Genomic DNA, 21939 nt, shown 5'->3' on the forward strand with positions numbered 1-21939 from the left:
ACTCACCAGACGGGCAGCTCGCGGTCGCCGAGCGGCGTGAGCTCGGCGGGCATCGGCCAGGCGAGCTCGAACCGCATGAGCGGGATGTCGATCGCGCCGAAGTCGTCCTTCTTGACCAGGATGCGATCGGTGCTCACCTCGGTGATGCGCACCCGCAGCTCTGCACCGTCGTCGAGCCGAAGCACGTACGGGTCGGCGAGGTAGCCGATGCCGTGCGCCTCGAGCTGCTCTTCACCCGAGAGCCAGTCGACGGCGCCGCCGAGCTCGCGACCGAGCAGGTCGATCGGCACGAAGCCCTCGCCCTCGGGGCGCAGCCAGCCGACGAGCTCACCGTCGGGGCGGCGATGTTCGATGAAGTCGGTGCGGTCCACCCGTTCGACGATAGCCCGCTCCGGCACGCCGCTCGCGCACTCCTCGGCAGGTTCTTCGCCGTGAGGACGGTTCGAACCGGCCTCGGCGCGCCGAACGTCACTCAGCCGCGCCGGGCTAGAGTTCGACGCCCACGAGCACGGGCTCGGGCCGCAGCACGATGCCGAACTCGGCCTGCACCCGCTGCTGCACGAAGCGCGCGAGCTGTGCGAGCTCGTCGGCGCTCGCACCGCCGCGGTTCGTGAGCGCGAGGGTGTGCTTCGACGAGATCGCGGCGCGCGATCCCGGCAGGGCGAACCCGCGCGAGATGCCCGAGTGCTCGATCAGCCACGCCGCCGAGAGCTTCACGAGGGCTCCGGGGCCTGCGGCCGCGGCCGGCGTCTCGAGGTCGGATGCCTCGAGCTCGGCCTGCAGGGCGAGGAACGCGTCGAGCGGGGTGCCGGAGGCGATCGTCGCGAGCGGCGTGACCTCGTCGGGCTCGTCGGGCTCGAGGTACCAGCGCGGGGCGTCGGCGGGCATCGCGCGGGCCGTGCGCTCGGTCACGATCGGGTTCGTGAAGAACGAGCCGGCGCTGACCGAATCGAGGTCGTCCGGGTCGAGCACCATGCCCTTCGAGGCGCGCAGCGCGAGCACCGTCTCGCGCACCCGGGCGATCGGCACCCGGTCGCCGAGCTGCGCGTGCAGGGCGCCGGCGAGCTGGGCGTAGGCGATGGGCTGCCCCGGCGCCTCGCCGAGCACTGCCAGCTCCGAGGCGGTGTCGTGCAGCTCGAGCTCGACCGAGACGACGATGCCGCGGAGCCCCTGCTTCAGCACCGAGGTGCGGTAGCCGAGCTCGAGCTCCTCGGCCGTCATGCGCCGCGGGCGCTCGGCGCCCTCGTCGAGGAACTCGATCGCGACAAGCGTCGAGGCGAGCTCCTGCCCGTAGGCGCCGATGTTCTGCACGGGTGCTGCGCCGACCGAGCCCGGGATGCCCGAGAGCGCCTCGAGGCCCGAGTAGCCGTGCTCGACCGTCCAGGCGACGAGGTCGTCCCACACTTCGCCGGCCTGCACGCGGAGGCGCGCGATGTCGTCAGTGCCGCCGTCTCGCGGCAGCACCTCGATGCCCTTGGTCGCGACGCGGATGACGGTGCCGTCGAATCCGTCGTCGCCGACGAGCAGGTTCGAGCCGCCGCCGAGCGCGAGCCACGGGTCATCCGACGACCAGGCCGCGGTGGCGAGGTCGACGAGGTCGCGCTGCGTCGTCGCGGTGACGAGCCGGGTGATCGGCCCGCCGACCTGCAGGGTCGTGAGCTCCGAGAACGAGGTGGCGCTGCTCATGTCAGCCGAGCGCGACGCGAACCTGCGCCTTGCCGAGCACGGTGTCGTCGCCGAGCTTGACGGTGAGGTCGATGCGGGCGACGGTCGCCTGCTCGTCGAGCTGGCCGACCTTGGCCGAGACGGTGACGAGGGCGCCGTCGACGGGGTCGACGACGACCGGTCGGGTGAACCGCACCTGGTAGTCGGCGACGCGGCCGGGGTCGCCGGCCCAGTCGACGACCGGCTGCACGGCGAAGCCCATCGTGAGCATGCCGTGGGCGAGCACGCCCGGCAGGCCGACCGACGCGGCGACGTCGTCGCGGTAGTGGATCGGGTTGAAGTCGCCCGAGGCGCCGGCGTAGCGCACCAGCGAGTCACGGGTGAGCGGGAACTCGCGCTCGGCGACCACGTCGCCGACGGCGAGGGAGGCGAAGTCGGGGGCGGCCATCAGTCTTCTCCTCGGATGACGAGCGTCGAGATCGCCGTGACGACGTGCTCGCCCGCGGCATCGGTGATCGCCGTCTCGGCGGTCACCATCGAGTGGGCGCCGAGGCTCTTCACGCTCGCGACCGTGAGGGTCGCGGTGAGCAGGTCGCCCGCGACGATCGGCCGGGTCGAGGTGAAGCGCTGGTCGCCGTGAACCACGCGCGAGAAGTCGATGCCCGCGTCGGAGTCGGCGAGCAGCTGGGCGAGCGAGTGCTCCTGCACGACGACGGCGAAGGTCGGCGGTGCGACGACGTCGGCGTAGCCGGCGGCCGCGGCGGCCTCGGGATCGAGGTTGATCGGGTTCGTCGCGAACACGGCGCGGGCGAACTCGCGCACCTTCTCACGACCGACGAGGTACGGCTCGGTGGACGGGTAGACCCGCCCCTGCAGCTCGGGGTTCACAGACACCCGGCCAGTCTATTCGGGGCGGGTCGACCGGTCAGCGCTTGCCGCCGCCGAGCAGGCCCCCGAGCAGGTCGCCGAGGCCGCCGCCCGAGCTCGAACCGCCGGAGCCGCCCGAGCCGCCGCCGAGCAGCCCGCCGAGCAGCCCGCCGAGGTCGATGCCGCCGGCCGAGCCCCCCGAGCCCGAGCCCGAGCCGCCGCCGAGCAGCCCGCCGAGCAGGTCGCCGATGCCGCCGCCCGAGGCCTCGCTTTCGGCCGGTGCGGCCTGCTTCTGCTGGAACTGCTTCGCGAGGAAGCTCATCACGATCGGCGCGAGGATCGGCAGGAGTTGCCCGATGAGGTCACCGGCGCCGCCTCCCTGCTTCGTGTCGAGCGCCTTCACGACCTGGTCGGTGTTGCCGCCGAAGACGTTCTTCACGATCTTCTCGCCGTCGGCCTCGTCGACGTCGGCGAGCTTCACCCCGCCCTCGACGAGCTTCGGGTCGTGCTTCGCGACGGCCTTCTCGAGCGAGGCCGCACCGGCCGGGTCGGCTGCATTGGCGCCCATGCCGGCGAGCAGCGCGGGCAGCGCATCGCCGACGGCCTGCTTCGCAGTGGCCTCGTCGACGCCGAGCTTCGCGGCGATGTCGCCGATCGGAAGGTCGGCGATGATGTCGTCGATTGCAGCCATTCGGGTTCCCCATTTCTGCGCGCCCGCCGTCGGGGCGCCGCGGCTTCACGGTATCGGGCGGGACGGCGCCTGCGGAAGAGGCACCCCGACGGAACCCGGCCGGGCCGTCCGCCCGGGCGGTCGCCGTCGGCTCAGTCGCCCTGCAGCCGCACAAGCCGCAGTCGCAGCGCATCGAGGACGAGCTCGAGGCCGAGCTCGAAGACCCGGTCGGAGCGCGCGTCGCCGCGCTCCGCCGAGGCGATGAGCCGGTCGAGACTCCGCGTCGGCGCGCCGGGCTGCCAGATGTCGTCGGGCGAGGCGTAGTCGAGCCCGAAGCCGAGGGCGAACGCGTCGAGCACCGCGACGACGGAGAGCACCTCGTCGTCGGGGAAGCCGCCCTCGACGAGCGCGGACGCGAGGGCGTCATAGCTCGCGATCACGGTGTCGTCGGTGATCGTCTTGCCGACGAGCAGCGGCACGATCGCCGGGTGCTCGGCGTAGAGCCGGCGCAGGCCCTGCATCGTGGCGACGACGACCTCGTCCCAGGCGCCCGTGGGGAGCTCGGGCAGGTACCGGTGGCCGAGGCGACCGCGCATGAGCTCGATGATGCCATCGCGTCCGTCGACGTGGTTGTAGAGCGACGAGGGGGTGACGCCGAGACTGCGGGCGAGCGCGTTGACGCCGAAGGCGGCGCCCGAGTCGACGAGGTCGATCGCGGCGTCGGCGATGCGATCGGCCGACAGCAGCGGCACCTTCGGCCTCGCCATGCGCACTCCTCGGGTCGGTCGCTCGGGTTCGAGCAGCCAGGTCAGCCTACGCGGATGCCCCGGGCCGGGGTTTCGCGATCAGAACTCACGATGCATAATAAACGAACACTATTCGTTTAATGCGGCGCCCCGCCGCATCCTCCGGCACACCGCAGTGCCCCGACCCCCACGGAGCCCCGATGTCGCACTCCGACCTCAGCGCACGCGTTCCGCTGCGCCTGCCCACCGCGACCGCGACCTTCGCGATCGCCATCGCCGGTTACCTCGGCGTCAACCTCTCCCCGTACATGATCACGGCCCTGCAGACCGCGCTCGACGCCGACCTGCTCACCGCGAGCTGGATCGTCACGGGCGCCCTCCTCGCCACCGCGATCGTCGGCCTCGCGATGGCGCCGCTCTGCGCCGGCCCCCGCCGGCTGCTCGTCGCCCGGGCCGGCCTCGCCCTCGGCGTCGTCGGCTTCGGCGCGGCGGCGCTCGTGCCCGAACCCGGCGTCGTCGTCGGCGGGCTGCTCGTCGGTGGGGCCGGCGCCGGCGGCGCGGTCGCCGCGGCGGGCGCCGCGCTCGCGGCGTTCCGCAACCCCGACCGGGTCGCGGGCTTCAACGGACTCGCGAACCGCGGCGTCATCACCATCGTGCTCCTCGTCATCCCGCTCATCGGCCTCGCCCCGATCGACGTCTTCGGCGCGCTCGCGCTCTTCAGCCTCATCGGCATCGTCGTGAGCGGCTGGCTGCCCGCCGCGCCCGTGCATGCACCGCGGGCCGGCGCCGCGGTCGCCGAGGCCGTGCCGGTCGAGGTGCCGCCGACCGGCGCAGTGCGCGCCATGCCCGAGCGCAGCCCCGCCACGACCCGCCTCGTCGCGATCGCCGGGTTCACGCTCCTCGTGACCTTCGCGCTCTGGGCCGCGAGCGAGGACTCGCTCTGGGCGATGGCCGGGTCGATGGGCGCCGAGCAGGCCGGGCTCACCCCCGAGGGCCTCGGGCTCGCCCTCAGCGGCGCGACCGCCGGCGGACTCGTCGGCTCGGTGCTGCTCATGATCGTCGGCGACCGCTTCGGACGCGCGCTCCCGCTCGGCATCCTGCTCGCGCTCGGTGGCATCCTGAAGATCGTGGAGGGCTTCACGAGCGACGAGACGAGCTTCATCGTCGTGTTCATCGCCTGGAACACCGTCTACGCCCTCGCCTTCATGTACTTCGTCTCGACCTCGGCGGCGCTCGACGCCGACGGCCGCTGGTCCGGCCCGCTGCTCGCCGTCTACCTCGTCGGCTCGAGCCTCACCCCGGTCATCGGTGCGGCGCTCGTCGGGGTGCTCGGCTACCAGGGCTTCGCGGTCGCCCTCGGCATCGCGAGCTTCGTGCTCGCCGTGCCGGCGGTCGCCGTCGCCCGACTGTCCACCCGCCTGCAGCGCGCCGAGGCCGACCCGTCGGCCGGCGCGCGGCCCGAGGCATCCACCCCCACCCAGGAGGTCACCGCATGAGCCGAACGCTCGTCACGAACGCCCGCATCTTCACCGCGAACCGGCCCGGCGACGGCGCCGAATGGGCCGAGTCGCTCGTCGTCGACGGCGAGACGCTCGCCTACGTCGGGGATGCCGCGGGCGCGGCCCTGGCCGCCGGCCCCGACGCCGAGGTGCAGGACCTCGGCGGCCGCCTCGTGATGCCCGGCTTCCTCGACGTGCACACGCACCTGCACATGCTCGGCGACGCGCTCGGCCGGGTGCAGCTGCGCGACGCCGACGACCTCGGCGAGATCCAGGCGCGCCTCCGCGCGGGCCGCGATGCCGACCCCGAGGCACCGCGACTCCTCGGCGTCTCGTGGCTGTTCGACTCGGTGCCCGGCGGCGCGCCCACCCGGCAGATGATCGACGAGGTCGTCGCCGACGTGCCCGTCTACCTCGACGCGAACGACCTGCACTCGACCTGGGTGAACAGCGCCGCCCTCACCGAGCTCGGCATCACCCGCGACACCCCCGACCCGATCGGCGGACGCATCGGGCGCGACGCCGACGGCGAACCCGACGGCATGCTCTACGAGACGGCGACGCAGTTCTTCGTGTGGCGGTTCCTCGCCGAGCAGACGACCGAGGCCGACCGCGACGCCGCCGTCGAACGCGCACTCGACGCCTACCTCGCGGCGGGCGTCACCGGCGCCGCCGACATGGCGTTCGGCGAGCTCGAGCTCGCCTCGATCGAGCGCGTCGTCGCGCGACGCGGCGGGCTGCCCTTCCACCTCGTCGCGTACTGGCTCATCGACAACACGGGCGACGACGAGCAGAACCTGGCGCAGGTCGCACGAGCCGCCGAACTGGCGCAGCGGTCGGATGCCACGGGGGTTCGCATCGTGGGCATCAAGCTCATCACCGACGGGGTGATCGACGCGTGCACCGCCGCCATGAAGGAGCCCTACGCCGACGGCTCGAACGAGGATCCGATCTGGCCGTACGATCGCATGGCCCCGGTCGTCGCCGCCGCCGACGCCGCCGGACTGCAGATCGCCCTGCACGCGATCGGCGACCTCGCGAGCGAATCGGCGCTCGACGCCCTCGAGCATGCGGCGGAGGTGAACGGCGACCTGTCCCGCCGCCACCGCATCGAGCACCTCGAGTACGCCGCCCCAGGCACGGCCGAGCGCATGGCCCGCCTCGGGGTCACCGCCTCGATGCAGCCCGTGCACTGCGACCCCGCGGTCATGGACAACTGGATCGCGCAGCTCGGCGACACCCGCGCCGACCGCGGCTTCGCCTGGAGCGAGTACCGCGACGCCGGGGCGCTGCTCGCGTTCTCGACCGATGCGCCGACGGCGCCGCACGAGGCCCTGGCGAACCTCTACATCGCCGCGACCCGGCGCTCGGCGCTCGACCACTCGCTCGAGGCACTGACGCCGCAGTACGCCCTGCCGCTCGGCGAGGCCGTCGGCCATGCGACCCGCGACGCCGCCGCGTCGATCCGCGAGGGGCACCTGCGCGGCCGCCTCGCCGAAGGGCTCGCGGCCGACTTCGCCGTGCTCGACGCCGACCCGTTCGCGGCGGGCGATGCGGCACTGCTCACCGCCCGGGTCATCCGCACCGTGGTCGGCGGCCGCACCGCCTACGAGGCGTAGGGGTCTCGGGTCCCCGGGCCTCGGTCCCGGCTCGGTCCCGGCTCGATCCCTGGTCTCGGTCCCTGGTCTCGGTCCCTGGCGTCGGTCCCGGCTCGGTCCTTGGTCTGGCCCCTGGTCTCGTCGGCCCTCCATGCCCAGGCGCCGATTGAGCACGCGTGGTGCAGGGCAATCCTTCGGTGCTGTGCCAGTTCCGCCTCATGATGAGGCGCAACTGGCACAGCTCATCGGGCCATCTGCGCCCACCGGAGAACGCACGCCCGAGAACGCCCGCCGGAGAACGCACGCCCGAGAACGCCCGCCGGAGAGAGCGCCCGGCGGAGAAACGGCGGCCGAGAGAACTCCGGCCGGAGAGTGTGCCCACCGGAGAACGCCCACCGGAGAACGCCAGCCGGAGAGAGCACCCCCGGGCATGGGCCCTCGGCGCTCCGGATGGCGCGCACCGGAGAGCGGGCACCGCACCCCACGGGACCGCCGCGCAACGGACGGAAGGACCGCGCGCGGGCCACGCGCACGAACGAGGCCGCCCCCTGGTGTCGCAGGGGGCGGCCTCGTCGTACGTACGGAGGGGACGCGGGCGTCACTCCTCCGCGACCGCGCGCGAGAGCGTCTCGCCGCGGAAGTAGGCCGGGCGCTTCCAGCTCTGCCAGAACATGATCACGACGCCCGTGAGCAGGATCACCATGCCGAGCACGAACACGAGGCCGACACCGAGGATGTTCGAGCCCGAGCCGTAGGCCGGGTCCATGCTGTCGATGAGGGTCGTGAAGAACAGCACCGTGAGGATGAGCCCGCCGACGAACGGCGCGAACAGCCGGAAGAAGAAGTCGCGGCCCGAGCGGAACCAGGTCTTGCGGAAGTACCAGACGCACGCGAACGCCGTGATGCCGTAGTAGAAGCAGATCATCATGCCGAGCGTCGTGATCGTGTCCCACAGCACGTCCTCGCTGACGAAGCGCATGACCGTGTAGAACACGGCCGCGACGATCGCCGCGACCACGGTCGCGTAGCCGGGCGTGAAGAAGCGCGGGCTCACGCGCGCGAACTTCTCGGGCAGCGCGCCGTAGTGGCCCATGGCGAGCAGCGTGCGCGCGGGCGACACGAAGGTCGACTGCAGCGAGGCCGCCGAGCTCGAGAGCACCGCGAGCGACATGAGGATCGCGAGCGGGCCGAGGACTGGGCCCGCGAGGTAGAAGAACGCGTTCTCCTGGATGTCCTCGTTGCCGAGGCCGACGCCCTCGGTGCCGACGCCCGCGAAGGCGAGCGAGCCCATCGCGACGAAGAGGTAGATCGCGACGACGATCGTGACAGTCAGGGTCGCCGCACGTCCGGGCGTGGTGCGCGAGCCCTTCGTCTCCTCGTTCATCGTGAGCGTGACGTCCCAGCCCCAGAACACGAACAGCGAGACCGAGAGGCCCGCGACGACGGCCGAGAACGAGCCGACCTCGAAGGGGTTGAACCAGCTGAGCTCGACGGGAGTCGCGTCGAACGCGGTGCCGTTCGCGACGTGCCAGAACGCGGCGACGCCGAAGCCGATCATGACGAGCAGCTGGAACCCGACGAGCCAGTACTGCACCTTCTGGGTGGTCTGCATGTCGCGGTACGAGATGAGCGTCGCGCCGAGGATGAACACGAGGCACGTGGCGACGTTCACGAACGGGTTGCCGACGAGGGCGGCCACGGCCGCGCCGTCGCCGCCGAAGAAGTCGACGAGCTGCGAGACCGCGAGGTAGAAGAACTCGACCGCGATGCCCGCGAGGTTCGAGAGCACCACCACCGTCGCCGCGATGAGGCCCCAGCCGCCCATCCAGCCGAGCCACGGGCCGAACGCCCGCGTCGCCCAGGTGAACGAGGTGCCCGAGTCGGGCATCGCGTTGTTGAGCTCGCGGTAGCCGAACGCGACGAGCAGCATCGGGATGAACCCGAGCAGGAAGATCGCGGGCAGCTGCGTGCCCACCTCGGCGACCGTCGGGCCGAGCGCCCCCGTCAGCGTGTACGCCGGCGCGATGCACGAGATGCCGATGACGATCGCGCCGATCAGGCCGACCGATCCTGCCGAGAGGCCCTTCTTCGAGAGGCCCGTGTCGGACCCGTCGACGGACGCGCTCGCGGTGGTGAGCGGCGCGTGCGGTTCGGAGTGGTGGGGGTGCGTCATTGCGGAGTCTTTCAGTTGTTGGGTCGCGGCACGACGATCATCGGCACCGGCAGCTCGCGGAGCATCTTCGAGCCGGTGGACCCGAGGAACAGGCGGCTCGGGGTCGCGAGCCGGCTCGACCCGACGAGCACGATCTCGCCGGCGTGCCAGTCGAGTCCGCGCACCGACTCCTCGATCGAGGAGCCGGTCGCGGTGGAGACGGTCGCCTCGACGCCGTCGGGCAGCGCCCGCTGCGCCTCGGCGAGCACCTCGTCGGCGTGGGCGGTGCTGGTGAGGTCGGCGAGCTCCTCGTCCATGCCGTTCGGCAGGTCGATGGGCACGAGCGAGAGCAGGCGCAGCGGCGCGTGGGTCGCGCGCCCAAGGCGAACGGATGCCTCGAGCACGGCGCTCGCCCCGGCGCGCAGGCCGATCGCCGCGGTGATGCGGGTGACGCCGAGCGAGGTCGGCACCTCGCGGGAGCCCGCGGGCGCGAGCGCGACCGGGACATCCGCGGCGTGCAGCAGCGCGCTCGCGACCGAACCGATGCGCGCGCGCCCGAGCGCGGCGCCGCGGGCCGAACCGACCACGATGAGCGACGCGCCGAACTCGTGCGCGGCGTCGACGAGTCCCTCGGCGAACGACTCGGCGTAGCGGATGTGCAGCGACTGCTCGATGTCGTCGCCGATCTTCGCGCTCGCCTCGGCCAGCCAGCGCTGCGAGCGCGCCTTGACGTGCCGCTCGTAGCCGGGGTCGCGGGGGACGACGCCGCCGCGGGCCTCGATGGGCAGGATCATGACGACCTCGAGGAAGGCCTCGGTCGCCCCGGCGAGCCGTGCGCCGAACGCGAGCGCGTCGGCACCCGAGTCGTCGGCCGTGTAGCCGACGACGATGCGGATCGATTCGGACATCGTGGGGACTCCGCTCAGCTCGCGAGACTCTGCTCGTTGAGAATCTGCTCGGCGACGAGGCGGCCCATGCGGATCGCACCGTCGACGTGCTGGTAGCCCTTGCCGGCCATGTCGGAGCAGGCGAAGTGGATCGGGCCGACGTTCTTGCGCAGGTCGGCGCCATAGCGGGCGAGGCCGCCCATGTCGAAGCTCGCGGCGTACGCGCCGCGCGTCCACTCCTCGCTGCCCCAGTCGCTCTCGTAGTAGACGACGGGGTCGAGTGCCTCGGGGCCGTAGTAGTGCGAGAGCGACTCGAGGATCTTCGCCTTCCGCTCCTCGGCGGAGAGGGCGAAGACGCCGTCGGCCTCCTCGTCGGAGACGAAGCCGACGAGGGTGCCGCGGGTGTCGCCGTGGTTCGTGTTGTCGTACGCCTCGTGCGAGAGCTCGTAGGGGCTGAACGCGGTGCCCGAGAGGCCCTGCTCGCGCCAGAACGGCGTCTCGTAGACGGCGTGCACCTTGATGACGAAGCCCATCGAGAGGTGCTGGTGCAGCTGGTGCTGACGGCGGGGCAGCGGCGGCTCGTACGAGATGCGGCTGTAGAGGATCGGCGGCACGGCGAGGATGACGCGCTTGGCGTGCACCTCGATCGAGTCGGTGACGGCGACGACGCCCTCGGCGAGGTCGTCGGGGTTCCAGCGGATCTTGCGCACCGGCTGGTTCAGGCGCACGGCGTCGCCGAGCTTCGCGGCGAGGCCGAGCGGCACCTGCTGGAGGCCGCCGACGACGCGGGCGTCGAGGATGAAGTCGGCGTCGACGAGGTTCGAGAACGAGCCGGCCGACGCGGCCATGAGCAGGGCCTGCAGCGCGCTGAACGCGTGCGTCGGCTTCGTGAGCATCGCACCGGCGATGAACATGCCGATGTTGAGCTTCGCCTCCTCGTCGTCGGTCTGCGTGCCGAGCCACTCGGCGAACGAGATCTCGTCGAGCTCCTTCGCGCGCGGGTGCTCCCACGGGGCGTCGGGGTCGATCTCGGCGACGAGCGCGTCGAGCTTCTCGATGAGGCCGACGATCTCGCCCTCGGTCTTCGCCGGAACCGGGAAGATCTCGCCCTCGAACAGGCGCCGCTCGCCGTCCTCCGCGATGTAGACGTTCTTGCCCTCGCGGTAGCGCGTGTAGGTCTCGAGGCCGAGCTCGGCGAGCGTCTCGATCAGGGCGTCCTGGTCGGGCGAGACCCACTGGCCGCCGATCTCGAGCATGGCGCCGTCGACGTCGCCGGTCCAGAGGCGCCCGCCGACGCGGTCGCGGGCCTCGAGCACGACGACCGATTCGCCGGCGTCCTTCAGCTTGTTGGCGGCGGTGAGGCCTGCGGCCCCCGCGCCGACGATGACGACGTCGGTCTCGATGCGTTCCATGATCTTCTTCGTTTCGCTTTCGCTTGCGGTTCGTGGGGCTCGCGCCCGAAAAGAGGCGAGCGGATGCCACGGGCTCGGCCGGTGGCATCCGCTCGCATCGCTCAGCTCACCGGGATGAGCGTGTACTTGGTGTCGAGGTACTCGTGGATGCCCTCTGCGCCGCCCTCGCGGCCGATGCCCGACTGCTTGATGCCGCCGAAGGGGGCCGCCGCGTTCGAGACGAGGCCGGTGTTGAGGCCCATCATGCCCGTGGCGAGCTTCTCGATCATGCGCTGGCCGCGCGCCAGGTCCTGCGTGAAGACGTAGGAGACGAGGCCGTACTCGGTGTCGTTGGCGAGGCGCACCGCTTCGTCTTCGGTCGAGAAGGTGGTGATGCCGAGCACCGGACCGAAGATCTCCTCCTTGAGGAGTCGGGCGTCGGCCGAGACGTCGCCGAGCACCGTCGGCGCGTAGAACGTGCCCGCGCCGTCGATGACGGTGCCGCCGGTGAGGATCTTCGCGCCCTTGCCGACCGCGTCCTGCACGAGCTCGTCGGTCGTGGCGACCGCCTTGTCGTCGATCAGCGGGCCGATGTTGACGCCGTCCTCGGTGCCGCGGCCGACCGAGAAGCCGGCGACGCGCTCGGCGACCCGCTTCGAGAACTCGGCGGCGACCGACTCGTGCACGATGAAGCGGTTGGCCGCGGTGCACGCCTGGCCGATGTTGCGGAACTTCGCGAGCATCGCGCCGTCGACCGCCTTGTCGAGGTCGGCGTCGCCGAACACGACGAACGGGGCGTTGCCGCCGAGCTCCATCGAGGTGCGCAGGATGCCGGTGGCCGCCTGCTTCATGAGGGCGCGGCCGACGCCGGTCGAGCCGGTGAAGCTGAGCTTGCGCAGGCGCGGGTCCTCGATGATCGGGCCCGAGACGGCCGAGGAGGTCGAGGTCGCGATGACGTTCACGACGCCCTTGGGCAGGCCCACCTCTTCGAGCAGCTGCACGAACGCGATCGTCGTGAGCGGCGTGAGTGCCGGGGGCTTGATGACGACGGTGCAGCCGGCCGCGAGCGCAGGGGCGATCTTGCGGGTCGCCATCGCGAGCGGGAAGTTCCACGGGGTGATGAAGAACGAGGGGCCGACGGGGCGCTGCGAGACGACCATGTGGCCGGTGCCCTCGGGGTTCAGGCCGTAGCGGCCCGAGATGCGCACGGCCTCCTCGCTGAACCAGCGCAGGAACTCGCCGCCGTAGGCGACCTCGCCGCGCGCCTCGGCGAGGGGCTTGCCCATCTCGAGGGTCATGAGGAGCGCGAACTCCTCCTTGCGCTCCTGCAGCAGGTCGAAGGCGCGGCGCAGCAGCTCGCCGCGGACGCGGGGGGCGGTGGCCGCCCACTCGTCCTGCGCGGCGACGGCCGCGTCGAGGGCCTTGAGGCCGTCGGCCACCGAGGCGTCGGCGATCTCCTTGATGGTGTCGCCCGTGGCGGGGTCGACGACGGCGAGGGTCTTGCCGCCCTCGGCCGGCACCCATTCGCCGGCGATGAAGAGGCCGGTCTCGACCTTGTCGAGCACCGAGGCTTCCAGCGTTGCGTTCGTCATGTGTGACTTCCCGTTCGATGATTCGTGCAGTTCGTGCAGTGTGCTGCGGGTGCGGATGTCTCCGAGTCGCCCGCTTCCGTGCGAAGACGGGCGACTCGGGGAGGAAGGTGTCGGGTCAGGGGTAGAGGCCGCGCAGCTTGTGCGCTTCGGCGACCCGCTCGACCGCGAGCGCGGTGGCGGCGGTGCGGAGCGACAGGCCCCGCGAGGTCGCATAGCCGAGCACGTGCTGCCACGAGCTGAGCATCCGCTCCTCCAGTCTGGCCTCGACTTCGTCGACGCGCCACCAGTAGGCCTGGTTCGCCTGCACCCACTCGAAGTACGAGACGATCACGCCGCCCGCGTTCGCGAGGATGTCGGGGACGACGAGGATGCCGCGCTCGCGCATGATGCGGTCGGCCGCCGGCGTGGTCGGGCCGTTGGCGCCCTCGACGATGACCTTGGCCTGCACCCGTGCGGCGTTGCCCTCGTGCAGCACGCCCTCGACGGCGGCCGGCACGAGCAGGTCGACCTCGAGTTCGAGCAGGGCCGCGCCGTCGAGCGCCTCGGCGCCGGCGAAGCCGACGACCGCTCCGGTCTCGCGGACGTGGGCGCTGAGCGCCTCGATGTCGAGGCCGGCGGCGTTGAAGACGGCGCCGTACTGGTCGCTCACGGCCTGCACGGTGACGCCCGCCTCCGTGAGGAACCGCGCGGCATCCGCGCCCACCTTGCCGAAGCCCTGCACGGCCGCGGTGGCCTGCGACTGGGTGATGCCGGCGTGGCGGAGGGCGGCGAGCGCGATGTGCGTGACCCCACGCGACGTCGCGCTCGCGCGCCCCTGTGATCCGCCGAGCGCGATCGGCTTGCCGGTCACGATGCCGGGCACCGTGAAGCCGCTGTTCACGGAGTAGGTGTCCATGATCCAGGCCATCGTCTGCTCGTCGGTGCCGATGTCGGGCGCGGGGATGTCGCGCTCCGGGCCGATGATCGGCAGGATCTCGCTCGTGTAGCGACGGGTCACGCGCTCGAGCTCGGCCGTGGAGTGCTCGCGGGGGTCGATCGCGATGCCGCCCTTCGCGCCGCCGTACGGCACGTCGAGCAGGGCGCACTTCCAGGTCATCCACATGGCGAGCGCCCGCACCTCGTCGATGTCGACGTTCGGCGCGTAGCGCAGGCCGCCCTTGGCGGGGCCGCGGCTGAAGTTGTGCTGCACGCGGTAGCCCGTGAACAGCACCGTCTCACCCGAGTCGCGGCGCAGCGGCACCGCGACCGTGAGCTCGCGACGCGGGGTCGCGAGCATCTGGTGGGTGCCCTCGGAGAAGCCGAGCAGCCCGATGGCCTCGGCCAGCTGCGAGCGCGCGTCGGCCAGCGGGGTGGAGATGGGGGCGACGACGTTGTCGATCACGGTGCTCATGCCTGCTTGAGACCCTCTGCGATCACGCCGAGGCCCTCGATGAGGAGCTCGTCGGAGATGGTGAGCGGCGGCAGGAAGCGGATCACGTTGCCGTAGGTGCCGCACGTGAGCAGGATGACGCCCTGCTCGTGGGCGAACTTCGCGACCGCGTTCGTGAGCGCGGCGTCGGGAGCACCGGTGGCGGGGTCGACGAGCTCGATCGCGACCATGGCGCCGCGACCGCGGACGTCGCCGATGCGGGGGTCGGCCGTGCGCAGCGCGTTGAGGCGCCCGATGAGCACCGAGCCGATCTCCTTCGCGCGCTCGACGAGGCCGTCCTGCTCGTAGGTCTCGATCGTCGCGAGCGCGGCGGCGCAGGCGAGGGGCGAGCCCGCGTAGGTGCCGCCGAGGCCGCCGGCCATGGCGGAGTCCATGATCTCGGCGCGACCGGTGACGGCCGACAGCGGCAGGCCGCCGGCGATGCCCTTGGCGGTGACGATGACATCGGGAACGATGCCCTCGTGCTCGCTCGCGAACCAGGCGCCCGTGCGGGCGAAGCCGGTCTGCACCTCGTCGGCGATGAAGACGACGCCGTTCTTGTTCGCCCACTCGACGAGCGCGGCGAGGAACCCGGTGGCGGGCACGATGAAGCCGCCCTCGCCCTGGATGGGCTCGATGATGATCGCGGCGAGGTTCTCGACGCCGACCTGCTTCTCGATCTGGAGGATCGCGCGGGCCGCGGCCTCACGGCCGTCGAGGCCGCCGTCGCGGAACGGGTAGCTGAGGGGGGCGCGGTACACCTCGGGGGCGAACGGGCCGAAGCCGCTCTTGTACGGGATGTTCTTCGCGGTGAGCCCCATGGTGAGGTTCGTGCGGCCGTGGTAGGCGTGGTCGAACGCGACGACGGCCTGCTTCTTCGTGTAGTGACGGGCGATCTTGATCGCGTTCTCGACGGCCTCGGCGCCCGAGTTGAACAGGGCCGAGCGCTTCTCGTGGTCGCCGGGGGTGAGCTCGTTGAGCTTCTCGGCGACGGCGACGTAGCCCTCGTACGGCGAGACGGTGAAGCAGGTGTGGGTGAAGGCGTTCAGCTGCGCCGCGACGGCGTCGACGACGCGCGGGGCCGAGTTGCCGACACCGGTGACGGCGATGCCCGAGCCGAGGTCGATGAGCGAGTTGCCGTCGGCGTCGACGACGACGCCGCCGCCTGCGGCGACGACCGAGATGGGCAGGGTGTGGCCGACGCCGGCCGCGACGGCCTGCGCCTTGCGGGCGATGAGCTCCTGCGAGCGGGGGCCGGGGATGGCCGTGACGAGACGGCGCTCCTGGGCGAGTGCGGGGCCGCCGGGGGTGGTGGTGGCCGGGGTGTCGACGAGGGTCATGGCTGCTCCGATGCAATGTGACGACGGTGGCTGATGCGTCGATGGTAGGTCGGGCGGCACGGATGCCTCGGCGCCCGCGTGTACACGAAGCATCCACTTCTTGGACGCTGCGTACAACGCGAACACCCGGCTTCTGCAGGAGAAATGACGCGAGACGCCGTGTCAGGCGACCATCGTGACGAATTTCCTGCAGAAGCCGGGTGTCGGGCCAGAGGGTCTCAGCGACCGGCGAGCTCCCGTTGCTCTTCGAGCTCCTGCGCCGCGACCGCGCGCGTCGCGGGGGCGGGCGGCTCGTTCGACGGCGCCGCCGTCCGCGCACCGAGCCCCGGGATCGCCGAGCGACGACGAGCCCGGCCGATCGCGCGCAGCGACACCGCCCACTGCAGCCCGTAGCCGATGAGGAACACCAGCAGGGTGAAGATGAGCGCCATCGCCGCTCCCTGGTCGGGCTGGTAGAGCTGTGCCGAACGCGGGCTGATCATCGCGTACATGTACACCGACAACGGCCGCGACTCGGGCGTCGCGAGAAACGCCGGCAGTGTGAACTCGTTCGTGCCGAGGATGAACATCTGGATCCACACCGCGAAAACCGTCGGCATGAGCAGCGGCGTCACGATGCGACGGAAGCCCTCGAGGGGGCTCGCGCCGCTCACGACCGCCGCCTCCTCGAGCTCCTTGCGGATCTGCAGCGTCGCGCTGTAGCTCGAGCGGTACGCGATCGACACCCGGTACGAGTACGCGATCACGAGCGCCGCGATCGTGCCGGCGAGCGGGATCACCGGGTTGATCACGAGGAAGGTGAGGAACATCGCGAAGCCCGCGATGACCGCGGGGATCGCGACCGAGGAGGAGGCGAAGAGATCCATGGCCCTTGCGCCCGGGGTGCGTCGACCGCGCGCGATGCCGTAGGCGAGCACCGTCGCCGCGACGCACGCGATCGTCGCGCTGGCGGCCGCGATGAGGAGCGTCCGCCCGAGCGACGCCCAGAACTCGCCGTCGGCGAGCACCTCGCCGAAGGCGGTGAAGTGCGTCTGCGTGGCGAGCGCCTCGAACGAGAACGCGATCGGGTACGGCGTGATCGCCGACCAGAGCAGGGCGAACATCGGTAGGACGGCGGTGAGCAGCACGAAGACGAAGATGGCGAGGAGCACCGGCGCCTTCCAGCCGCCGAGCTTCATGGTCGTCGGCCGGAACCCCTTGCCCGAGATCGAGGCGCGGCGCTCCGCGCTACGGGTCGCCCGGAGGTAGATCACGAAGGCGATCGTCGTGATCACGAGGAACACGCAGCCCCACGCCGCGGCGAGCCCGTACTGCGGCAGTTCGCCGGCGCCCGCGCTGATGAGGTTCCAGAGCTTCAGGGCGAAGATGTCCTTGCCCGCCTCCTGGCCGAACAGCAGCGGGATCTCGAGGCTGCCGAGGCCGAGGATGCCGGTGAGCACGGCGACGCCGAGGAGGCCCGGCCAGAGCATCGGCAGGGTCACCCGTCGCAGGGTCTGCCCCCACGACGCGCCCGACACCCGTGCCGACTCCTCGAGCGAGCCGTCCATCGAGGTGAGGATCGGCACGATCATGAGGAACGGGAACGTCACGTTCGTGAGCGACTGCACGACCGTCATCGTCGCGAACGAGTAGGGGTCGATGACGAGGTCGCCGGGTAGCAGCCGCAGCAGCTGGTTCAGCACGCCCGACTCGGGCGAGAGCATGAGCTGGTACGCCTGCGCCTTGACGATGGGCGGGATGATGAACGGCACCACGACGAGCACCGAGATCACCCGCCTGAACGGGATGTCGGTGCGCACCGTGACCCACGCGAGGCCGAAGGCGAGCAGCAGCGAGATGATCGTCGAACCGCCGACGAAGACGGCGGTCGAGCCGAGCACCGACCAGAAGTCCTCGCGCAGCTCCCAGAGGGTGACGAAGTTGTCGACCGACCACTTCGCGCTCGACACGCCGAACGGCAGGAACGGACCACGGAACGCCGTGATGACCTGCACGGCGAGCGGGATCGCGAGGAGGAGGGTGATCACCGCTCCTGCGACGATCGTCGCGATCTTCATTCCGGTCGGCCGGGTTCGCCCGGCCGTCGTGGTCCGTCCTGCCGTCGACATGCGGTTATCCGTTCAGTGCCGCGTCGGCGGCGTTGATCATCGCGATCCAGTCGTCGCGGTTCTCGGGCGACTCGATGTTCGTCGTGCCCTCGAGGCCCGCGAGCAGCGCGTCGGCGTTCGTCTTCATGAGGCCGGTCGCCTCGTCGAACACCGAGGTCGGCAGCCCCGCGTACGGCACCTGCGTGGTCGAGAACTGCTCGTCGGTCATGCGGAGGTTGAGCCACTCGGGGTTGAAGGCGTTCCAGAGCACCCACAGCATGCCGCCGGCCTGGTTCTTCGCGTCGACGTTCACGCCCGAGAACTGCGCGAACACCGGGCCGTTCTCGTACGGCTGCACCGTGAGGCTCGGGTTCGGGTTGAACAGGGTCTGGCCGAGCGCGATCGGCACGTCGCCGTTCGAGAGCGGCGAGTCCTGGTCCTCGAGCACCTGGAGAGTGCCCGACGACTTCAGCTGGCCGATGAGGTCGACCATCGCGTCTTCGCCGTCGGCCATGCCGACGCCCGAGAACACGTTCGCGTTGTAGCTCGCGACCGAGACCTTGCCCGTGTACTCGGGGGCGAGCAGTCCGTCGAGCGTCGCGGGGGCTTCGATCTCGTCGGTGTTCACCTGCATGAGCGAGCCGTTGACACTGTCGGGCAGCATGCCGGGCGAACCGAGGGTGAGGAACTCCTCTGGCACGCCGAACTTCGTCCACTCGACGTCGGCCCAGTAGCCCTCGTCGGTCATCGCGGCCGAGGAGACGATCGAGCCCGAGATCACGTCGGTGTTGCGGGCCCCGGTGGCCTTGGCCGAGATGATCGCTGACGACAGGTTGTAGGTGAGCCCCTGGGTCTCGATCTTCAGGTCGGGGTAGCTCTTGTTGAACTCGGCGATGACCTCGGGCGAGAGCTCGTACCAGTCCCAGATCACGAGGCGACCGCCGTCGGTCTCCTTGGCCTGTTCGTAGAGGGCGTCCATCTGCTCGTCGATCGCAGGCCAGATGTCCTCGTAGAAGTTCTCGCAGCGGGTCACGGGGCCGACCTCGACGGCCTCGCAGGCGCCGGCCTGCGCTGCGTCACCGGACGGTTCGACGGCCTGCGGGGTCGACGACGGGGTGCTGCACGAGCTGAGCAGCAGCATGCCGGTCGCGGCGAGCGCGATGAGGCCGCTGCGGGCTGTGGGTGTCTTCATGATCCTGGTGTCCTCTCTGACGTGGATCTCTGGGTGGGACGGTGCGGGTGGAGCGGGGACGGTGCGATGGAGCGGGTGGAGCGACCTTTCCTGCGCGATGGGGTGGCTAGCCCGCGAGCACGCGGCAGGCGTGCGGCGCGAGTTCGAGCACGATCTCGCTGCCGTTCGCGGGCGAGTCGAGGGGGGCGCCGCGGGCGACGATCGTGCCGACGACGGTCTCGCCGGCGAGGATCTGGGCTTCGTACTCGACGATCTCGCCGAGGAACTCGACCCGCACGACGCGGGCGGGCAGCAGGTTCGGGCGGTCGGGCGCCGTCTCGTGCCAGCGCACGCTCTCGGGGCGGAAGGTGACGGTGACCTCGTCGCCGATTCCGACCCCGTCGGGGCACGGGGTCGCGAGGCGCGTGCCGAAGGCCTCGACGAGCACCTCGCCCGCGCCGCCGCGCTCGCGCACGACCGCGGGGATCATGTTGACCCGGCCCACGAAGTCGGCGACGAAGCGGTCGGCCGGCCGGTAGTAGAGGTCGCGGGGCGCCGCCTCCTGCACGATGCGACCCTGGTTCATCACGGCGACGCGGTCCGACATCGAGAGCGCCTCCGACTGGTCGTGCGTGACGTAGAGCGCCGTGATGCCGAGCCGCTGCTGAAGGCTGCGCAGCTCGTTGCGCATCGTGTCGCGGAGCTTCGCGTCGAGGTTCGAGAGCGGCTCGTCGAGCAGCAGCAGCCGGGGCCGGTGCGCGAGCGCCCTGGCGAGGGCGAGCCGTTGCTGCTGGCCGCCCGAGAGCGCGGTGGCCGGCCGGTTCGCGTAGGCGTCGAGCTGCACGAGCTCGAGCGCCTCCATGGCCCGGGCCCGCGCCTCCTTCTTCGGAAGCTTGCCGCTCGACACCTGCAGGGGGAACACGGCGTTGGCGAAGACCGTCATGTGCGGCCAGATCGCGTAGTTCTGGAACACCATGCCGACGTCGCGCTTGTCGGGCGGCATGTGCTCGGTGCCGGTCGAGAGCACCTTGTCGTCGAGCGTGATCCGCCCCCCGTTGCTCGTCTCGAGGCCGGCGACGCAGCGGAGCGTCGTGGTCTTGCCGCACCCTGAGGGCCCGAGGAGCGAGGTGAAGGTGCCCGGCTCGATGGTGAAGCTGACGCCCTTCACCACGGGCACCGCGCCGCCGTCGAGCTCGTACTGCTTCTCGAGGCCGTCGACGACGAGGCGGCCGCCTCCGTGTGCTGCAGTAGTCATGCGTCCACTCCTTGGCGATTTCTGTATTCTGGATCCGATTGAAGGGCGAGGATGCCCCGCCGGGATCGGGCCGCGGGCATCAGCGCGGGCCCGCCTGCGTCGGCGCCTCGGCGCGGGGGTCCGCCGCGGCCGGGGCGCCCCAGCCGACCGTGACCTTCGGCTTGGCGAAGAAGAGCACCACGAGCGCGCAGAGCGCGAACGCGCCGACCGCCAGCCACAGCGACTGGGCCATCGCCGTCGAGAACCCGCCGACCGCAGCCTCGGGCAGCGCTCCGACCGCCCCGGGTGCGAGCTGCTCGGCGCCGGCGCCCGGCAGCTGCGCGGCGAGGGTGAACCCCATGAGCGCGGCGATCGCCGCCGAGCCGAGCACCGAACCGAGCTGGCGGGTCATCGTGTAGACGCCCGAGCCGGCGCCGGCCTGCGCCCGCGGCAGGTTGCGCGTCGCGGTCGAGGCGAGCGGTGCGAAGACGCCCGAGATGCCGAACCCGAGCAGCGCCGAGGGAAGGAGCAGCAGCCAGTACGGGACATCCGGCCCGATGAGCACGCTGTACCAGGCGAGCGCGAGCGCCGAGAGCGACAGCCCGGCGAGCGCGACCCACTTCGGGTCGATCCGGTCGCTGAACCGGCCGACGAGGGGGGCGAGCACGCCCGAGATGACCGCCATCGGCACGAGCATGAGCGCCGCCTGCGTCGGCGTGAGCCCGCGCCCCACCTGGAAGTAGAACGCGAGGGGCAGCGGCATCGCCGTCATCGCGACGCCGACGAGCGAGATCGCGACGTTCGACAGCGAGAAGTTGCGGTCGCGGAAGAGCCCGAGCGGCAGCAGCGGCTCAGCCTTGTTGAACGCCTGCCAGACGACGAAGCCCGCGAGCACGACCAGGCCCGCGACGATGAGCCCCCAGACCGTGATCGGTCCGACGATCACGCCCCAGTCGTACGTCCCGCCCTCCTGGATCCCGAAGACCAGGAGGAACATGCCGATGGCGCTCAACGCGACGCCGAGCCAGTCGAAGCGGTGCGCGTGCGTCTCGAGGTCGGGAACGAGTCGCCACGCCGCGACGAACGCGACGACGCCGACCGGGAGGTTCACGAAGAACACCCACTGCCAGCCGAGCGAGTCGACGAGCACGCCGCCGAGGATCGGACCGACGAGCGTCGCGACTCCGGCAACCGAGCCCCAGAGCCCCATCGCGGCACCGCGCTGGGTCGGCGGGAAGACGCGGGTGATGACCGCCATCGTCTGCGGGGTCATCAGCGCGGCGCCGAGCCCCTGCACTGCGCGTGCCGCGATGAGCGTCGTGATGTCACCGGAGAGTCCGCACCAGAGCGAGGCCAGCGTGAACACCACGAGCCCGACGAGGTAGACCCGCTTCGGGCCGAAGCGGTCGCCCAGCCGGCCCGTGATGAGCAGCGGCACCGCATACGCGAGCAGGTACGCGCTCGTCACCCAGATCACCGCGGTGAGGTCGGTGTCGAGGTCGGCGAGGATCGCCGGGTTCGCGATCGACACGATCGTCGTGTCGACGAGGATCATGAAGAACCCGATGACGAGCGCCCAGAGGGCGGGCCACGGTCTGGCGGTCTGGTTCATGGTCGGCTTTCGCAGGGGGA

Annotated in this window: 18 protein-coding genes; 2 read left to right on the forward strand and 16 right to left on the reverse strand. The window is 71.3% G+C overall.

Going from position 1 to position 21939, the window contains the following annotated elements; translation table 11 throughout:
- Nucleotides 1-2: 2 nt before the first annotated feature.
- From GQQ93_RS15860 to GQQ93_RS15885, 6 genes are all read right to left on the reverse strand, one after another.
- Nucleotides 3-371, reverse strand: a complete 369-nt coding sequence (locus GQQ93_RS15860; RefSeq protein WP_246192363.1) for a hypothetical protein — start codon at nt 369-371, stop codon at nt 3-5.
- A 115-nt stretch (nt 372-486) separates the two neighbouring features.
- A complete protein-coding gene (locus GQQ93_RS15865; RefSeq protein ID WP_157425203.1) occupies nt 487-1686 on the reverse strand; it encodes a UDP-N-acetylmuramate dehydrogenase in 1200 nt (399 codons plus the stop codon).
- 1 nt (nt 1687) lies between these two features.
- Complete coding sequence (locus tag GQQ93_RS15870; RefSeq protein WP_157425204.1) at nt 1688-2113, reverse strand: MaoC family dehydratase; 426 nt, start codon at nt 2111-2113, stop codon at nt 1688-1690.
- On the reverse strand, nt 2113-2559 hold the full coding sequence (locus tag GQQ93_RS15875; protein ID WP_157425205.1) for an FAS1-like dehydratase domain-containing protein: 447 nt from the start codon (nt 2557-2559) through the stop codon (nt 2113-2115). Before GQQ93_RS15875 ends, GQQ93_RS15870 begins: the two co-directional genes overlap by 1 nt.
- A gap of 31 nt (nt 2560-2590) precedes the next feature.
- Nucleotides 2591-3223, reverse strand: a complete 633-nt coding sequence (locus GQQ93_RS15880) for a DUF937 domain-containing protein (RefSeq protein WP_157425206.1) — start codon at nt 3221-3223, stop codon at nt 2591-2593.
- Between the two features lie 131 nt (nt 3224-3354).
- Nucleotides 3355-3969, reverse strand: a complete 615-nt coding sequence (locus tag GQQ93_RS15885) for a TetR/AcrR family transcriptional regulator (RefSeq protein ID WP_157425207.1) — start codon at nt 3967-3969, stop codon at nt 3355-3357.
- 179 nt (nt 3970-4148) lie between these two features.
- On the opposite strand from GQQ93_RS15885, the gene GQQ93_RS15890 reads away from it, so the two are divergent.
- Nucleotides 4149-5444, forward strand: a complete 1296-nt coding sequence (locus tag GQQ93_RS15890) for an MFS transporter (RefSeq protein ID WP_157425208.1) — start codon at nt 4149-4151, stop codon at nt 5442-5444.
- A complete protein-coding gene (locus GQQ93_RS15895; protein WP_157425209.1) occupies nt 5441-7066 on the forward strand; it encodes an amidohydrolase in 1626 nt (541 codons plus the stop codon). Before GQQ93_RS15890 ends, GQQ93_RS15895 begins: the two co-directional genes overlap by 4 nt.
- A gap of 577 nt (nt 7067-7643) precedes the next feature.
- Here the strand turns inward: GQQ93_RS15895 and GQQ93_RS15900 are convergent.
- The 10 genes from GQQ93_RS15900 to GQQ93_RS15945 form a co-directional block, all read right to left on the reverse strand.
- Nucleotides 7644-9218: an APC family permease gene (locus tag GQQ93_RS15900; protein WP_157425210.1), complete on the reverse strand. Its 1575-nt coding sequence runs from the start codon at nt 9216-9218 to the stop codon at nt 7644-7646.
- A gap of 11 nt (nt 9219-9229) precedes the next feature.
- Entirely contained in the window at nt 9230-10105 is an 876-nt protein-coding gene (locus GQQ93_RS15905; RefSeq protein ID WP_157425211.1) for a universal stress protein, read from the reverse strand.
- A gap of 14 nt (nt 10106-10119) precedes the next feature.
- A complete protein-coding gene (locus tag GQQ93_RS15910) occupies nt 10120-11601 on the reverse strand; it encodes a flavin monoamine oxidase family protein (RefSeq protein ID WP_281349928.1) in 1482 nt (493 codons plus the stop codon).
- Nucleotides 11598-13067: an NAD-dependent succinate-semialdehyde dehydrogenase gene (locus GQQ93_RS15915; RefSeq protein WP_157425213.1), complete on the reverse strand. Its 1470-nt coding sequence runs from the start codon at nt 13065-13067 to the stop codon at nt 11598-11600. Before GQQ93_RS15915 ends, GQQ93_RS15910 begins: the two co-directional genes overlap by 4 nt.
- A gap of 115 nt (nt 13068-13182) precedes the next feature.
- Nucleotides 13183-14457 carry a Glu/Leu/Phe/Val family dehydrogenase gene (locus GQQ93_RS15920; protein ID WP_157425214.1) on the reverse strand — a complete coding sequence of 425 codons (1275 nt, stop codon included), beginning with the start codon at nt 14455-14457 and terminating at the stop codon, nt 13183-13185.
- Complete coding sequence (gabT, locus tag GQQ93_RS15925) at nt 14454-15815, reverse strand: 4-aminobutyrate--2-oxoglutarate transaminase (protein ID WP_157425215.1); 1362 nt, start codon at nt 15813-15815, stop codon at nt 14454-14456. Before gabT ends, GQQ93_RS15920 begins: the two co-directional genes overlap by 4 nt.
- 218 nt (nt 15816-16033) lie before the next feature.
- The gene (locus GQQ93_RS15930; RefSeq protein WP_157425216.1) at nt 16034-17923 is read right to left on the reverse strand and encodes an ABC transporter permease; all 1890 of its coding nucleotides are present in this window, start codon (nt 17921-17923) and stop codon (nt 16034-16036) included.
- A gap of 4 nt (nt 17924-17927) precedes the next feature.
- The gene (locus GQQ93_RS15935; protein ID WP_157425217.1) at nt 17928-19094 is read right to left on the reverse strand and encodes a type 2 periplasmic-binding domain-containing protein; all 1167 of its coding nucleotides are present in this window, start codon (nt 19092-19094) and stop codon (nt 17928-17930) included.
- 106 nt (nt 19095-19200) lie between these two features.
- On the reverse strand, nt 19201-20328 hold the full coding sequence (locus GQQ93_RS15940; protein ID WP_157425218.1) for an ABC transporter ATP-binding protein: 1128 nt from the start codon (nt 20326-20328) through the stop codon (nt 19201-19203).
- Between the two features lie 79 nt (nt 20329-20407).
- Complete coding sequence (locus GQQ93_RS15945; protein ID WP_157425219.1) at nt 20408-21919, reverse strand: DHA2 family efflux MFS transporter permease subunit; 1512 nt, start codon at nt 21917-21919, stop codon at nt 20408-20410.
- Between the last annotated feature and the right edge of the window lie 20 nt (nt 21920-21939).

Source organism: Agromyces lapidis, from assembly GCF_009749405.1.
In the GTDB taxonomy this organism is placed as follows: Bacteria; Actinomycetota; Actinomycetes; order Actinomycetales; family Microbacteriaceae; genus Agromyces; species Agromyces lapidis.